Origin of the sequence: Roseicyclus sp., from assembly GCF_965662675.1 — a bacterium.
GTDB lineage: Bacteria > Pseudomonadota > Alphaproteobacteria > Rhodobacterales > Rhodobacteraceae > Roseicyclus.
Map to the genome: position 1 here is coordinate 1 of NZ_CBFIIK010000069.1, position 14,175 is coordinate 14,175.

At 63.5% G+C, this 14,175-nt stretch carries 15 protein-coding genes; 4 read left to right on the forward strand and 11 right to left on the reverse strand.

Annotated features, from left to right (window positions below):
- The 5 genes from ACTG4J_RS10590 to uraH form a co-directional block, all read right to left on the reverse strand.
- A partial coding sequence (locus tag ACTG4J_RS10590) for a glycosyltransferase family 2 protein (RefSeq protein WP_439139366.1) occupies positions 1-431 on the reverse strand: 431 nt, incomplete at its 3' end.
- Positions 432-566: 135 nt separating this feature from the next.
- On the reverse strand, positions 567-1,775 hold the full coding sequence (locus ACTG4J_RS10595; protein WP_439139368.1) for a TsoY family (seleno)protein: 1,209 nt from the start codon (positions 1,773-1,775) through the stop codon (positions 567-569).
- Positions 1,776-1,902: 127 nt separating this feature from the next.
- Positions 1,903-2,784, reverse strand: coding sequence for a bile acid:sodium symporter family protein (locus ACTG4J_RS10600; RefSeq protein WP_439139370.1), 882 nt, complete (start codon positions 2,782-2,784; stop codon positions 1,903-1,905).
- A gap of 6 nt (positions 2,785-2,790) precedes the next feature.
- The gene (locus ACTG4J_RS10605) at positions 2,791-4,524 is read right to left on the reverse strand and encodes an AMP-binding protein (RefSeq protein WP_439139372.1); all 1,734 of its coding nucleotides are present in this window, start codon (positions 4,522-4,524) and stop codon (positions 2,791-2,793) included.
- A gap of 127 nt (positions 4,525-4,651) precedes the next feature.
- Complete coding sequence (gene uraH / locus ACTG4J_RS10610; protein WP_439139374.1) at positions 4,652-5,005, reverse strand: hydroxyisourate hydrolase; 354 nt, start codon at positions 5,003-5,005, stop codon at positions 4,652-4,654.
- A 107-nt stretch (positions 5,006-5,112) separates the two neighbouring features.
- Here uraH and puuE point away from each other — a divergent pair, with 107 nt between their 5' ends.
- Entirely contained in the window at positions 5,113-6,522 is a 1,410-nt protein-coding gene (puuE, locus tag ACTG4J_RS10615; RefSeq protein ID WP_439139376.1) for an allantoinase PuuE, read from the forward strand.
- The gene (locus tag ACTG4J_RS10620) at positions 6,519-7,007 is read left to right on the forward strand and encodes an ureidoglycolate lyase (protein ID WP_439139378.1); all 489 of its coding nucleotides are present in this window, start codon (positions 6,519-6,521) and stop codon (positions 7,005-7,007) included. The genes puuE and ACTG4J_RS10620 overlap by 4 nt, the downstream gene beginning before the upstream one ends.
- Before the next feature lie 95 nt (positions 7,008-7,102).
- Here the strand turns inward: ACTG4J_RS10620 and bhcD are convergent, their stop codons facing one another.
- From bhcD to bhcA, 4 genes are all read right to left on the reverse strand, one after another.
- Entirely contained in the window at positions 7,103-8,068 is a 966-nt protein-coding gene (gene bhcD / locus ACTG4J_RS10625; protein WP_439139391.1) for an iminosuccinate reductase BhcD, read from the reverse strand.
- A 32-nt stretch (positions 8,069-8,100) separates the two neighbouring features.
- Positions 8,101-9,264, reverse strand: coding sequence for a 3-hydroxy-D-aspartate aldolase BhcC (bhcC, locus tag ACTG4J_RS10630; RefSeq protein WP_439139380.1), 1,164 nt, complete (start codon positions 9,262-9,264; stop codon positions 8,101-8,103).
- Between the two features lie 93 nt (positions 9,265-9,357).
- Positions 9,358-10,323, reverse strand: a complete 966-nt coding sequence (bhcB, locus tag ACTG4J_RS10635; RefSeq protein ID WP_439139381.1) for a beta-hydroxyaspartate dehydratase BhcB — start codon at positions 10,321-10,323, stop codon at positions 9,358-9,360.
- Between the two features lie 11 nt (positions 10,324-10,334).
- Positions 10,335-11,525, reverse strand: a complete 1,191-nt coding sequence (gene bhcA, locus ACTG4J_RS10640; RefSeq protein ID WP_439139383.1) for an L-aspartate--glyoxylate aminotransferase BhcA — start codon at positions 11,523-11,525, stop codon at positions 10,335-10,337.
- A 172-nt stretch (positions 11,526-11,697) separates the two neighbouring features.
- On the opposite strand from bhcA, the gene bhcR reads away from it, so the two are divergent.
- Positions 11,698-12,534, forward strand: a complete 837-nt coding sequence (gene bhcR, locus ACTG4J_RS10645) for an HTH-type transcriptional regulator BhcR (protein ID WP_439139385.1) — start codon at positions 11,698-11,700, stop codon at positions 12,532-12,534.
- On the opposite strand, the gene ACTG4J_RS10650 is transcribed toward bhcR, so the two are convergent.
- Entirely contained in the window at positions 12,531-13,256 is a 726-nt protein-coding gene (locus ACTG4J_RS10650) for a LysR family substrate-binding domain-containing protein (RefSeq protein ID WP_439139387.1), read from the reverse strand. The two genes, bhcR and ACTG4J_RS10650, sit on opposite strands and share 4 nt — an antisense overlap.
- The gene (locus tag ACTG4J_RS10655; RefSeq protein WP_439139388.1) at positions 13,232-13,444 is read right to left on the reverse strand and encodes a LysR family transcriptional regulator; all 213 of its coding nucleotides are present in this window, start codon (positions 13,442-13,444) and stop codon (positions 13,232-13,234) included. The genes ACTG4J_RS10650 and ACTG4J_RS10655 overlap by 25 nt, the downstream gene beginning before the upstream one ends.
- Before the next feature lie 98 nt (positions 13,445-13,542).
- On the opposite strand from ACTG4J_RS10655, the gene ACTG4J_RS10660 reads away from it, so the two are divergent.
- Positions 13,543-14,175 (forward strand): isocitrate/isopropylmalate family dehydrogenase (locus ACTG4J_RS10660; RefSeq protein ID WP_439139390.1); only part of this gene is annotated, 633 nt, incomplete at its 3' end.

Consider the following 14,175-nt stretch of genomic DNA (forward strand, 5'->3'; position numbering starts at 1 on the left):
ACCACGCCGCCCGAGCCGAAGATGCGCCATGTGATGACGATGCCGTTGGCACCGCGGGCGACCGCGTCGTCGAGCATGCCCTCCATATGCCCCGAGGGGTGGTTGATGCTGAGAAACTCGTCGGCATCGAAGACCAGCACCCAATCGGCCTTGCGCACCAAGGGTTCGGCTTGGGCATGGTTGAGGGCCGAGGGTTGGGGTTTGATCCCTTCGGGGATCACATTGGGGCGGTGATGGCCAAGGCCCAATTCCTCGAGCCGGATCAGCATCTCGTCGGTGCCGTCGGAACAATCGTTGGTGTAGACGAGGATATCGGTAAAGCCCACGGCAAGGTGATGGGCGACCCATTCCAGCAGGAACGGCGCCTCGTCCTTCATCATCGAGACCGCCATGACGGTGCCGTGCTTCGAGTGCGGTTTGAGGTGCTGCATCCGCCGGCATGCCCTGCTTCGGCCTCTGGATCATGGGCCATTCGGGACAGGTGTTAGCACGTTCGATGATGATCGCAAACGAAAGACCGGCGCAGTTGGCCCGCGCCGGTCCGGGTTTTGGGGGTGACGCGCGCCTCAGGCGGTGCGCATCGCGCTGTCGCGGCTAGCGCGGAAATGGCGCTGGTGCAGGAAGACGACAAGCGCCACGGCGGTGAATTGCAGCGCGATGGCGATGGCGCTCAGCGCCCAATAGGCGGTGCCGAACTTTTCGATCAGACCGGCGCTGACAAGGCCCGCATTGATCCAGAACTGCATCAGCACCGACATCGCCACGGGCGGGCAGACCAGCGCGTAGTTACCGGGGCTGATCGCGTCACCCGTCATGAAGCGGCGGGCATAGCCGGTGGCAGCAAGAACCGTCATGCCAAAGAGCGCGAACAGAACCTCGACCGACAGAAGGCGGGTCAGCATCATCATCTTTTCCGCGCCGTCCATATGGACGCCGAAGCTGACCTCGAGCCCATGGGCCTGACGCAGCATCAAGATGCCCAAGATCGTGGTGATCGGCACGATCATCATCAGCGTCGGTGCCTGCTCGGCGGCGACGCCGTTTTCCATGATCGCGCGCAGGCCAAGCACAAGGCCAACCAGCACGATGAAACCCGCCGCGACGAGAAAGAAGCTCGAGATGATCAGCGAGATCCCCGCAACCGTGGCATTGGCGCTAAGTGCCGCCGGTGCAGCCAAGCCCACGCCGGTCATGGCCAGCGCAAAGGCGGGCAGCATTTGGGCGAAGGAGTTGTTCTTGGCGCAATCGAACCCGCCCGTGGCGGTGACCCGCGCGATGAACTGGCCCAATTGCTTGAAGGCGAGCCAACCCACGGCGAGGAAGGCCACCATCGCCAGCGGAAACAGGTATTCGATCACCGACCACAGCCCCGGCACGAAGACGAGGCCAAGAATGAAGCCGCCATTGATCGACATGGCGAGTGCCAAGGGCAGGGCCATCATTTGGGTCTGGGCATTGGAATTGGCCAATGTGCGCCCTTTTTCCGAGGCCCAAAAGCCGCGCATCTTGCGCAGGTTCCAGATCAGCAGTGACAGGTTCAGCGCGCCGAAAATGGCGATGCCCAACAGCGCCACGATGATCGCGGTGCTGAGTGCCGCGTCGCCGCGCGCGAGAGCGGCGGTGATATCCTCAAAAATCGGCACGGTGCGGCCGGGATGGGGCACCCAATGCATCAGATACATGAAGAAGGTGACCGAAATACCGCCCGCGCCGACCGAGGCGAGGAAATAGAGCGGCGACCAGTTATCGGCGGGGCGTGTGGGGGAATGTGACATGGGCTTTTTCTCCTTGATGGAGAGGGGCTAGCCCATGCAACCCACGCGTGTCGGTGACTTTGTTACCTATGTCAATAAATAGGAACGGGCGGTGCGCCGCTCACGGCGCACCGCCCAAACGGATGCATCACAGCAGGCTGTCGGGCATCTTTTGCTCGGCCGCCGTATTGGCGCGGCGGAAGAACAGGGTCACCAATGTCGAGACGATCACGATGAACAGCGAATAAAGCGCCGGCACCGCCATGATCGCTTGTTGCTGATCGGGCGGAAAGGTGAAGACGATGATCGCGATGGCCAAGGGGCCGTTCTGGATGCCGGTTTCCAGCGCCACGGTGCGCGCATTGCGCGGATGCAGCTTGAGCGAGGTTGCAAAAAGATAGCCCAAAGTGATCCCCACCAGCCCCAGACCGATCGCCGCCACATAGGTCGCAGGCGTGGTCGAGAGCAGGAACTGCCAGTTCTGCGGCACCCATGTCACCATGATGAAGGCAATGAAGAACAGCGCCAGAAGCGCGCCGCAGAACTCGATCACCGCGCCCACATTGGCGTTGAGCTTGCGCAGCCCCATGCCGATGGCCACGGGAACCAGAAGCACGATCAAGACGCGCACGATATCCTCGCGCGGGATGTCGAGATCGAGCGCCGAGGCGTAAAGCAGCAAGATGATCGGGATCAAGATCACGCCGGTGACGGTCGATGTGACCGTCATGAGAACCGACAGCGCCAGATTACCCTTGGAGAAATAAGTGAAGATGTTCGAGGTCGTGCCGCCCGGCATGCAGGCCATGATCAAGATGCCGATGGCGATGGGTTCGGGCACCACCAGAAATATGGCCATCATGAAGCCCAAGAGCGGCATGATCCCGTATTGGCTGATCACGCCGATGCCCAAGCCGTAGGGCCGCTTGAGCGCAAGATAGAAATCGCGCGGGGTGAGCGAGGCGCCCATGCCCAGCATGATGACCGCGACCATGATGCCCAAAAGGGTCTGGGTGAATTCATCGACCATGCTGCCTCACTCCGCCGCTATTTGCGCCTGCGCCTCGGCGCGCAGGTCTTTTCTCAGGATCTTGCCGACATTGGATTTCGGCAATTCATCGCGGAAATCGTAGAGCTTGGGCACCTTGTAGCCGGTCAGATGCTCTTTGGCATAGGCGCGCAGCGCCTCGGCGCTCAGCCCCGGATCGGAGGGGACGATATAGGCTTTGACCGCCTCGCCCGCCTCGCCATCGGGCACACCGATCACCGCCACCTCCAGCACGCCGGGATGTGCGGCCAGAACATCCTCGACCTCGTTTGGATAGACGTTGAAGCCCGAGACAAGGATCATGTCCTTCTTGCGATCCACGATGCGGATATAGCCATCTGCATCCATCACCCCGATATCGCCGGTCAAGAACCAGTCGCCCCGCATGGTTTTGGCGGTTTCCTCGGGTTTTTCCCAATAACCCTTCATGATCTGCGGCCCGCGCGCCGCGATCTCGCCCGGCTCGCCCTGGGGGACGGGGTTGCCCGCCTCGTCCAGACAGGCGATATCGGTCGAGGGGACGGGCACGCCGATGGAACCGGGCCGCGCCTTGCCCAAGGGCTCGAAGGTCAGGACAGGCGAGGTTTCGGTCAGCCCATAGCCTTGGATCACGGGCGAGCCGGTGATCCTTTCCCATTTTTCGGCAACCGAAGATTGCAGCGCCATGCCGCCGGCGGAGGAGAATTTCAGATGCTTGGGCGGGCTGTCTTGGAACCAGATCTCGTTGGTCAACCCGTTGAACAGCGTGTTGACCCCGCTCATCCAGGTGATCTTGTAATTCTCGAAGGCGCGCTTGAGGTTGCCCAGCGGGCGCGGATTGGGGATCAGGATATTGCGCGCGCCAAGCCCGAAAAAGCCCAGCAAATTCACAGTGAATGCGAAGATATGGTAAAGCGGCAAGGCGGTCAGCGCCACCTCGCGGCCCTTGACCACGCCATTTTCCACACCCTCGATCAGCTCCATGGTCTGTTCCATGTTCAAGATCAGATTGGCATGGGTCAGCATCGCGCCCTTGGAGACGCCGGTGGTCCCGCCGGTATATTGCAGCACCGCGACATCATCGCCGCTGACGTCTTGATGATAGGCCCCGACCGCAATGCCACCCGATGCGATGCGCGCGCGTCCCGCGGCCAGTGCGGCAGGCAGGCGAATATGGGGCACATCGATGCGCTTGACCGATTTGTCCCAGTATTTCTGCACCAGCCCCACGATCCCGCGCGGCATGGCGGGCAGGAACTCGGCCACGCGAGTGACGATGATGTTGGGGATCGGATGGGCCGATGTGGCGCGCGGCAGCTTGTCGGCGAACATATCCATGATGATCAGCGCATGGGGGCGCGAATCCTCGAATTGGCGGGCCATTTCCTCGGCGGTATAGAGCGGGTTGACGTTGACCAGCACGCAGCCCGCCTTGAGCACGCCGAAAGCGGCCACCGGGAAGGACAGGCAGTTGGGCATTTGCACCGCAACGCGGTCGCCCGCGACAAGGCCCGCCACCTCGCGCAGATAGGCGGCAAGGGCATCCGACATGGCGTCGACCTGCTGAAAGCTCAGCGTGCCGTTCATCCCGTTGGGCAGACAGCAGGTGAAGGCCGGCGCCCGCCCATAGGTGGCCGCGACCGATCCGATCATATCCGCCAAGTTGCGATAGGCAGGCGTCGTGATCTCGACACGCGCGCCCGCACGATAAAAGGCCGTCCAAGGCCGATCTGGATGCTCCATGAGCCTCCCCCTCATGTCACGCCATTATCGCGCGACGCTAGCGCAAGTCTTTTGCAGTTGGAAAGAAAAAGCGAAAGAACGTGGCGTCAGCCTCGCCGCGGGTCGTCGCGGGTCATGCGCGCCTGCCTCAGCTTCCGCGATAGGTGCCATAGCCATAAGGCGACAGCAGCAAGGGCACATGGTAGTGATCTTGCGCCGACATGCCGAAGCGGATCGGCACGTCGTCGAGAAACAAGGGCTCCACCGCGTCGATGCCCTGGCCGCGCAGGTAGTCGCCGGCCGCAAAGACCAACTCGTAGATGCCCGTGGCAAAGGTCTCTTCGGGCAAGATCGGCCCATCGGTCCGCCCATCGGCATTGGTGACCTTTTCCGCGATCTCTTCGCGCGTCGTGCCGGTGATGCGGTAAAGCGTGATCCTAAGCCCTGCCGCCGGGCAACCGCGCGCCGTATCGAGAACATGGGTGGTCAGAAAACCGGGCATCTTGTATCTCCGTCATGGCCTGCGCGACCATTTCCCAGCCACGAGCCCCTTGCAACCCCTCGCGCGCTTGGACAAGCCTTGGTCCGACCTCAACGGAGACCCGCGCCATGAACAGATACCCACGTGACCTGACCGGCTATGGTGCCACGCCTCCCGATCCGCAATGGCCGAATGGGGCCAAGATCGCGGTTCAGATCGTGATGAATTACGAGGAGGGGGGCGAGAACAATATCTTGCATGGCGATGCCGCCTCGGAAGGGTTTCTGTCCGAGATCACCGGCGCGCAGCCTTGGCCGGGGATGCGGCACTGGAACATGGAATCGATCTATGAATATGGCGCGCGGGCGGGGTTCTGGCGGTTGCACCGGATGCTCGGCCATTTGCCCCTGACCGTCTACGCTGTGACCAGCGCCCTGGCCCGCGCCCCAGAACAGGTCGCCGCGATGCAGGCGGCGGGCTGGGAAATCGCCAGCCACGGGCTGAAATGGATCGAACACAAGGATATGGACGAAACACGCGAGCGCGCCTTGATGCACGAGGCCATCGCGCTTCACACCGAGGTGACGGGCGAGGCACCGCGCGGCTGGTACACCGGGCGGAGTTCGATGAACTCGGTGCCGCTGGCCGCCGAGACCGGGCTTTTCGCCTATATTGCCGATGATTACGCCGACGACCTCCCCTATTGGCGGCGCTTCGGGGATCGTGACCAGCTGATGGTTCCCTACACGCTGGATGTGAACGACATGCGCTTTGCCATTCAGGCGGGCTTTTCCGAAGGGGCGCAGTTCGAACGCTATATCCGCGACAGCTTCGACTGCCTCTATGCCGAGGGGCAGGCCGGCGCGCCGCGCATGATGTCGATCGGGCTGCACTGCCGTCTGGCCGGCCGTCCGGGTCGGGCCCAAGCCCTCAAGCGCGCCATCGACTACATGGCATCCCATGAGGGGGTGTGGTTCGCCACCCGCCTGCAGATCGCCGAGCATTGGGCGCAGGTCCATCCGCCTGCCGCCCGCACCCGCCCCTCCGAGATGGGCTGCGACGCTTTTGTTGCGGCCTTTGGCGGCATTTTCGAGCATTCGCCCTGGATCGCCGAACGCGCCCATGCGCGCGAACTTGGGCCGACCCATGACACCGCCTTGGGCGTTCATTCCGCATTGGCGCGGGTGTTTCGCAGCGCCACGGCCGAAGAACGGCTGGGCGTGCTTTGCGCCCATCCCGATCTGGCGGGCAAGCTGGCGGCGGCCAAGCGGCTGACGGCGGAAAGCACCGCCGAACAGGCAAGTGCCGGGCTTGACGCGCTGACCGATGCCGAGCGGGCGGAATTCACCGCGCTCAACGACCGCTACACGGCGCGTTTCGGCTTTCCCTTCATCATCGCGGTGCGTGACAACACCAAGGCCATGATCCTTGCCGCCTTCCGTCGCCGGATCGACCAAGACCGCGCGACCGAGTTCGCCGAGGCCTGTCGACAGGTCGAACGCATCGCGGAATTGCGCCTCAAAGAGAAACTGGGATGAGCGAACGCATCTTGATCCAGCCCCTCACGGCGGCGGGTTTCGCCCCCTTCGGCGATGTGTTGGAGGTTGCGGGCCAACCCGACAAGCTTATCAATCAGGGGCTTTGCGGGCGCTGGCATGACCGCGCGCGGCTTGATTTCGGTGATGGGCGCGCCGGCATCAGCCTGTTTCAATCCCAGACCCGCGCGCTGCCCTATCCGCTCGAGATGGTCGAACGCCACCCACTCGGCTCACAGGCCTTCATCCCGATGTCGCATGATCCGTTTCTGGTCATCGTCGCCCCCGATGCGGGTGGCGTGCCGGGCCGCCCCTTGGCGTTCCGAACCCAAGCGGGCCAAGGGATCAATATCGCGCGCGACACTTGGCATGGGGTTTTGACCCCGCTTCACGCGCCGGGGCTTTTCGCCGTGATCGACCGGATCGGCGCGGGGGCAAACCTCGAAGAATACTGGTTCGACACACCCTATATCGTGCAGGCACCCTAGACGGGCCTGCGCCATCTTTGCTTCGAAAAATACTCCCGCCGGAGGCCACTGCCCGCGCCACCCCGCGCAAGCAGCGGGGGCGACGCGAGCACGGTTCAGATCGCGACGCGGATCGCCAGACCTTGGGCCAAGGCGGCATCGACGATGGCATCGGCCACGGCCAGGTCTTGCAAACCAACGCCCGTGCCGTCGAACAGCGTGATCTCGTCCGCCGATCGCCGTCCGCCATGCGCGCCGTTGATCACCGCACCGATCGGGGTGACGCTGTCCGCGCTGATCAGGCCCGCACCGACAGCATGCTGCGCCTCGCCGATGCTGACCGATTGCGCCACCTCGTCGCAAAAGACGGTGGCGCGGGCCAATAGCGCCGCCTCGACCTCTTGCTTGCCCTTGGTGTCGGTGCCCATGCAGGCCAGATGGGTGCCGGGGCTGACATGCTCGGCCAAAAGCGAGGGCGCGAAACTCGAGGTGATGGTGATGATCACATCGGCGGCTTTCAGTCCCGGCAGGTCGACCGCCTCGAAGGGCAGGCCCATCTCGTCTGCGACGGCACCGAGGCCCGGCAGCATCTCGGGGTGGTAGTTCCAGCCGATGACACGCTCGAAGCTGTGCGTTTCGAGCGCCGCGCGCAGTTGGAACTTTGCCTGATGGCCCGCGCCGACCATGCCCAAGACCTTGGAGTCTTTCCGGGCAAGATGCTTGATCGACACCGAAGATGCGGCCGCCGTGCGGAGCGCGGTCAACAAGTTGCCGCCCACCATCGCCTTGACCCGGCCGCTGTCGGGGTCGAACAGGAACACGGTCGATTGGTGGTTGATCAGCCCGCGCCGCTCGAGGTTGTGGGGCCAATAGCCCCCGGCCTTGAGGCCCAGAACACCGCCCGCCGCATCGAAGCCGCCCTTGAAGCCGTAAAGCGCGTCTTCATGGCCCAAGGCCTCGCGCACCACGGGGAAATTCACCGCATCGCCCGCCGCCATTGCGGCAAAGACCTTTTCCACCGCGTCAAAGGCCGCTTGCCGGGTCAGCAGATCGGCGATCATCCCCTCGGGGACGATCGCCAGCTCATGGGCGGGTGCTTTTCCGCCGTCCATCATCAGTATGCCTTGCCGCGTGCGGACACCGGCCAGACCACCTCGACCTTGCCGCCGCGCACACCGACATACCAGTCATGGACGTTGCAGGTCGGGTCGCAATGGCCGGGGACAAGCTTGAGCTTGTCATTCACTTTCAGCACGCCATCGGGGTCGGCCACCACGCCATGCTCATCGGAGCATTTGACGTATTTCACATCGTCGCGCCCGAAGATCACCGGCAGGCCGCTATCGACCGATTGCGCCTTGAGGCCCGCATCGACGATGGCCTTGTCGACCTTGGCGTGGGACATGACGGAGGTCAGGATGAACAGCGCGTTCTCCCATTCGCCACGGTCGATGCGCTTGCCATCCTTGTCGAGAATCCGGCCATAATCGGCATCCATGAAGGCGTAGGAGCCACACTGAAGCTCGTTGTAGACGCCCGAATTGCTCTCGAAATAATAGCTGCCCGTGCCGCCGCCGCCGACGATGTCACACTCCAGCCCTTCGGCCTTCAGACCCTCGACCGCGTCGCGTACCATGTTGATGGCGATGGTGGTCTTGGCCATACGCTCGTCATAGCTGTCGAGGTGCTGCATGGCGCCCTGATAGGCTTGTAGACCTGCGAATTTCAGACCCGGTGCCGCGTCGATTGCCTTGGCGATCTCGATCACGGCGGGCGTGGTGGTCACGCCGCAACGACCCGCGCCACAGTCGATCTCCACAAGGCACTCGATCGTCGTGCCGTGCTTTTGGGCGGCAGCCGAGAGGTCGGCCACATTGGCCAGTTCGTCGACGCAGCAAATGGCGCGTGCGCCCAGCTTGGGGATGCGGGCGAGGCGGTCGATCTTGGCGGGTTCGCGCACCTGGTTGGAGACCAGCACATCCTTGATGCCGCCACGGGCGAAGACCTCGGCCTCGGACACTTTCTGGCAGCAGACGCCGACCGCGCCGCCGAGGCTTTCCTGAAGCTTGGCCACATCGACGGATTTGTGCATCTTGCCATGCACCCGGTGGCGCATGCCATGCGCCTTGGCGTAATCGCCCATCTTCTTGATATTGCGCTCAAGCGCGTCGAGATCGAGGATCAGGCAAGGGGTCTGGATATCGGCCTCATCCATGCCGGGCAGGGCGGGGATGTCGTAGCCGACTTCGAGGGTTTCGATATCGATGACGTCTTTCATGGGTCTCTCCAGGTTTGGTGCGAAATGGTGGGTTTCACCCACCCTACAAAGGTTCGGACGATGGCGTAGGTTGGGCGAAACCCACCTGTTGCCTCACATCCAGGGCAGCTTGCCCATGTCGACATTGCCCCCGGTGATGATCACGCCGACACGCTGGCCGCGGAACACCTCGGGGTTCTTCAGGATGGTGGCCAGCGGCACGGCGCAAGAGGGTTCCATCACGATCTTCATCCGCTCCCATGTCAGGCGCATGGCATCGATGATTTCCTGCTCGGTCGCGGTCAAGATATCGGTCACATGGTTCGACACGAAGTGCCATGTGTTCTCTTTCAGCGGCACCTTCAGGCCATCGGCGATGGTGACGGGTGCGTCATCGGCGATGATATGGCCCGCCTTGAACGAGCGATAGGCATCATCGGCCTGTTCCGGCTCGGCGGCGTAGATTTTCACATGCGGCGCGATGTTCGAGAGCGTCAGGCAGCAGCCCGAGATCATGCCGCCGCCACCGATCGGGGCGATGACGCTGTCCAGCCCCTCGACCTGTTCCATGAATTCGCGCGAACAGGTGGCCTGTCCGGCGATGACGCGCGGGTCGTTGTAGGGGTGGACGAAATCGGCGCCTGTGCTGGCATGCACGGCGGCAAAGACGGCCTCACGACTGGTGGTCGAGGGTTCGCATTCGGTGATGATGCCGCCATAACCGCGCACGGCGGCCTTTTTGGCTTCGGGTGCTGTGCGGGGCATGACGACATGGCAAGGAATGCCACGCCGCCCGGCGGCATAGGAGAGCGACAGCGCATGGTTGCCCGAAGAATGGGTGGCGACGCCCTTGGCGGCCATCTCGTCGGACAGGCCGAAAACCGCGTTAGACGCACCGCGCACCTTGAAGGCGCCGGCCTTTTGGAAGTTCTCGCATTTGAAGAACAGCTCGGCCCCGGTCAGCTCGTTCATATATTGCGAGGTCAGAACGGGTGTGCGGTGGATATAGGGTGCGATCCGTGCATGCGCCGCGATCACATCATCATAGCTTGGCAGCGATGTGGCGATACTGTCCTTCATGGCGTTTCCCCTTATTCGGCGGCCAGCGCGATGGGCGCGGCGGTATTGCGGTAAACCTCTTGCGCGGCGGCGACACCTGATCCGAGGCGAATGGGCAGGCCCAGATCGGCCATGACCATTTCCGCCGTCGCGATGCCCGACAGCGCCATGACATCCGTCAGGCTACCCAGATGGCCGATGCGGAAGACCTTGCCCGCGACCTGACCCAGACCCGCACCGAAGGCCACGCCGTAGCGCTCGCTTGCATGGCTGACAAAGCGGCCCGCATCAAAGCCTTCGGGCGTGCGGATCGCGCTGACCGTGTCGGAATAAAGCGCGGGGCGCGCGGCGCAGAGCGGCATGCCCCATGCCTCCACCGCAGCGCGCACGCCGGTGGCGATGCGGGTGTGGCGGGCGAAGACATTTTCCAGCCCCTCTTCGAGCAGCATGGCCGATGCGGTCTTGAGCCCGTTGAGCAGGCCGACGGCGGGGGTATAGGGGTAGCCGTTCGCGGCGTAGCCTTTGGCCATGTCGCGGATATCGAAATAGGTGCGGGGCAGGCCGGATGTCTCGACCGCCGCCATCGCCTTGGGCGAAAACGCCGCGATGCCGAGGCCCGCGGGCATCATGAAGCCCTTTTGGCTGCCGGTTACGGCGACATCGACCTTCCAGCCATCGAATTCGAAGGGCATGGAGCCGATCGAGCTGACGCCATCGACAAACAATAGTGCGGGGTGGTTTGCGCCATCCATCGCGCGGCGGACGGCGGCGATATCGGACAAGACGCCTGTCGCGGTCTCGTTATGGGTGGCGAGAACCGCCTTGATGCGGTGCGATGTGTCGGCGGTCAGGATCTCGGCGAAGCGCTCGGTCGGAATGCCTTCGCCCCAAGCGGTCTCGACGATTTCCACATGCAGGCCGTGGCGCTGGCACATGTCGATCCATTTCAGCGAGAACATACCGTTGCGCGCCGCCAGCACCGTGTCGCCGGGCGAGAGCGTATTGGTGATCGCCACTTCCCAGCCGCCGGTGCCGGTGGAGGGGAAGATGAAGACTTCTGCGTTTTGCGATTTCATCACGCGGCGCACACCCTCGCGGGCGGGGTGCAAGATGTCCTTGAACAGGCTCGAGCGGTGGTCGAGCGTCGGCATATCGCATGCGCGGCGCACGCTTTCGGGCATATTGGTGGGGCCCGGAATGAAAACTGGGTTCTGCATGCTCATGGACGACGTCTCCTCTTCTCCGAGGATGTAGGTAGCCTGTGCGCCATTGCCGCACAATTTTTTTGAAAAGGTTTTTCAGAAATGGTATGGTGCGTGCATATTGAATGTTTTCAATATCTTGCTATTTTTCACGATATGAAATCATTTTTCACTGCACTGCAGCGAGGGCCAGATGCGCGAACCGAACACCCCCGAATCCCCTCGGCGCGCGCGGGGGCGGCCCAAGGCATGGGATGACAAGAGCGACCAGAACACGATCAAATCGCTCGACCGGGCGATGGCGGTGTTCGAACATCTGTCGACCACATCCGGCGCGACCCTGTCCGAGCTTGCCGCCGATACCGACCAATCGCCCGCCACCACCTACCGCATCCTGACCACGATGGAGGGGCGGGGGCTGGTCGAATTCGATGCCGGCGCGCAGCTGTGGCATATCGGGCCGCGCGCCTTTCTGATCGGGGCGCGCTATCTGCGCCGCACATCGGTCGTCGATCGCGCGCGCCCGATTCTGCGCCGCTTGATGGAGACGACGGGCGAGACCGCGAACCTCGGCATCGCGCGCGACACGCATGTCTTGTTCGTCAGCCAGGTAGAAAGCCATGCCTCGATCCGGGCGTTTTTCCCGCCCGGCACGCTGTCGCCCATGCATGCCTCGGGGATCGGCAAGGCGCTATTGGCGCAGATGACCGATGACCGGCTGTCGCGCCATATCGCGACGGCCCCCTTGGACCGGTTCACCGCGCGCACCTTGACCGACCCGGTCGATTTGCGCGCTGATCTGCAAGAAACCCGCGCGCGGGGCTATTCCATCGACGACGAGGAAAAGACCGAAGGGATGCGCTGCATCGCAGCTCCCGTCTTTGATTGGCAGGGCGAGGCGGTGGCGGGGTTGTCGGTGTCGGGGCCGGTCAGCCGTGTGTCCTTGCAACAAACGCCGCGACTGGCCGAGGCGGTGTTGCGTGCGGCGGCCGATCTGTCGGCGGCGCTGGGCGCGGATGGCAAGGGCTAGGCCGTTTCGGCAATCGCAACCAAATGTTCTTCGAGGCAATCAAGGAGCGCGTCGCGCACCCCATCGCGGACATCGGCGCACCATGCGGCGGCCAGATGCAGGCGGCGGATGGGCTGGCCCGCATCGTTGAGCAGCGGGCGGAACACCACCCCCTCGGGCGTGCCGAGCGCCGACCAGCGCGGCACGATGGCAAGGCCCAGCCCGGCGGCGACAAGGCTGACGATGGTGTGTTTTTCCTCGGCCACCTGCGCGATGCGGGCGGCGTGTCCGGCCTCATGCATGAGCTTGATGGTCAGATCATGGCTGTGGGGGCGCGATTGTCGGTCGGGCACGATGAGCGGCGCATCAGCCAGATCGGCGACGAAAAGGCACGCGCGGTGGGCCAGATCATGGCCCGCGGGCAGGGCCACGACAGTGCTTTCAGACAAGAGCGCGCGCAGCCTGATACGCGGATCGCGCCGCTCGGGCGGGCGGATCAGCGCCAGATCGATCCGCCCCGACAAGAGCCGCGGCAAAAGCTGGATGGTCTTGCGTTCCTCGATGGTGATGCGCAGATCGGGGGCGGATTGGCGAAGGATCGGCAGGATTTGCGGCAACAGCCCCGCCGCCGCGCTGTCGATCGCCCCGATGCGCAGCCTTGCCGCGCTGTCGCGCCCAAGGCTGCGGGCGCGTGCCTCGAGCGCATCGGCGGCAGCGATCAATGCGCGGGCTGGGCCACCCATTCCTGGCCTGCCGCCGAAAGCGAAACGGCCCGCGTCGTGCGGTGGATCAGCACCGTGCCCAAGTGATCTTCGAGCGTGGCCAAACGGCGACCGAGCGTGGCGGGCAGCATCTCGAGCCTGCGCGCGGCGCGGCCGAAATGCAGCTCTTCGGCCACCAAAAGAAAACAACGCAGGTCGGTCAGGTCCATAGCCCTGATTATTGCAATTTATTATATAATACAAGGATGCTTGAGCGCGCGGGGCGCTAGCGCGTATCGCTGCGCCAAGCCAAATCACAGGATACGCCATGAACAGCTACAAAATCGCCGCCATTCCCGCCGATGGGATCGGCCCCGAGGTGATCCGCGCGGGCCTTGCCGTGCTGGATGCCGTTGCCGCCCGCGATGGCAGCTTCAAGGTCGATGTCACGGAATTCGACTGGGGCACCGATTACTACAAGCGCCATGGCGTGATGATGCCCGCCGACGGGACCGAGCAACTCAAACCCTATGACGCGATCTATTTCGGCGCGGTGGGGGCGCCCGATGTGCCCGATCACATCACGCTTTGGGGCCTGCGCCTGCCGATCTGTCAGGGGTTCGACCAATACGCCAATGTGCGCCCCACGCGCATTTTGCCCGGCATCAAGGGCCCCTTGGCCGGTGTCGGCCCCGGCGATCTGGATTGGGTGATCGTGCGCGAAAACTCGGAAGGGGAATATTCGGGTCATGGCGGGCGCGCACACAAGGGCCTGCCCGAAGAGGTGGCGACCGAGGTGTCGATCTTTACCCGCGTCGGTGTCACGCGGATCATGCGCTATGCATTCGCGCTGGCCCAACAGCGGCCCCGCAAGCTGTTGACGGTGGTGACGAAATCGAACGCCCAACGTTTCGGCATGGTGATGTGGGATGAGATCGCGGCCGAGGTGGCCAAGGACTTC

Excerpts from the sequence above, each read along its gene's own strand:
- uraH (WP_439139374.1), bottom strand. The coding sequence starts at position 5,005 with ATGCCCGGTTTTCTGACCACCCATGTTCTCGATACGGCGCGCGGTTGC.
- ACTG4J_RS10650 (WP_439139387.1), bottom strand. The coding sequence starts at position 13,256 with ATGGGTGGCCCAGCCCGCGCATTGATCGCTGCCGCCGATGCGCTCGAG.
- ACTG4J_RS10620 (WP_439139378.1), top strand. The coding sequence starts at position 6,519 with ATGAGCGAACGCATCTTGATCCAGCCCCTCACGGCGGCGGGTTTCGCC.
- bhcB (WP_439139381.1), bottom strand. The coding sequence starts at position 10,323 with ATGAAGGACAGTATCGCCACATCGCTGCCAAGCTATGATGATGTGATC.
- bhcC (WP_439139380.1), bottom strand. The coding sequence starts at position 9,264 with ATGAAAGACGTCATCGATATCGAAACCCTCGAAGTCGGCTACGACATC.
- bhcR (WP_439139385.1), top strand. The coding sequence starts at position 11,698 with ATGCGCGAACCGAACACCCCCGAATCCCCTCGGCGCGCGCGGGGGCGG.
- ACTG4J_RS10595 (WP_439139368.1), bottom strand. The coding sequence starts at position 1,775 with ATGTCACATTCCCCCACACGCCCCGCCGATAACTGGTCGCCGCTCTAT.
- bhcA (WP_439139383.1), bottom strand. The coding sequence starts at position 11,525 with ATGAGCATGCAGAACCCAGTTTTCATTCCGGGCCCCACCAATATGCCC.
- ACTG4J_RS10605 (WP_439139372.1), bottom strand. The coding sequence starts at position 4,524 with ATGGAGCATCCAGATCGGCCTTGGACGGCCTTTTATCGTGCGGGCGCG.
- puuE (WP_439139376.1), top strand. The coding sequence starts at position 5,113 with ATGAACAGATACCCACGTGACCTGACCGGCTATGGTGCCACGCCTCCC.
- ACTG4J_RS10600 (WP_439139370.1), bottom strand. The coding sequence starts at position 2,784 with ATGGTCGATGAATTCACCCAGACCCTTTTGGGCATCATGGTCGCGGTC.
- ACTG4J_RS10655 (WP_439139388.1), bottom strand. The coding sequence starts at position 13,444 with ATGGACCTGACCGACCTGCGTTGTTTTCTTTTGGTGGCCGAAGAGCTG.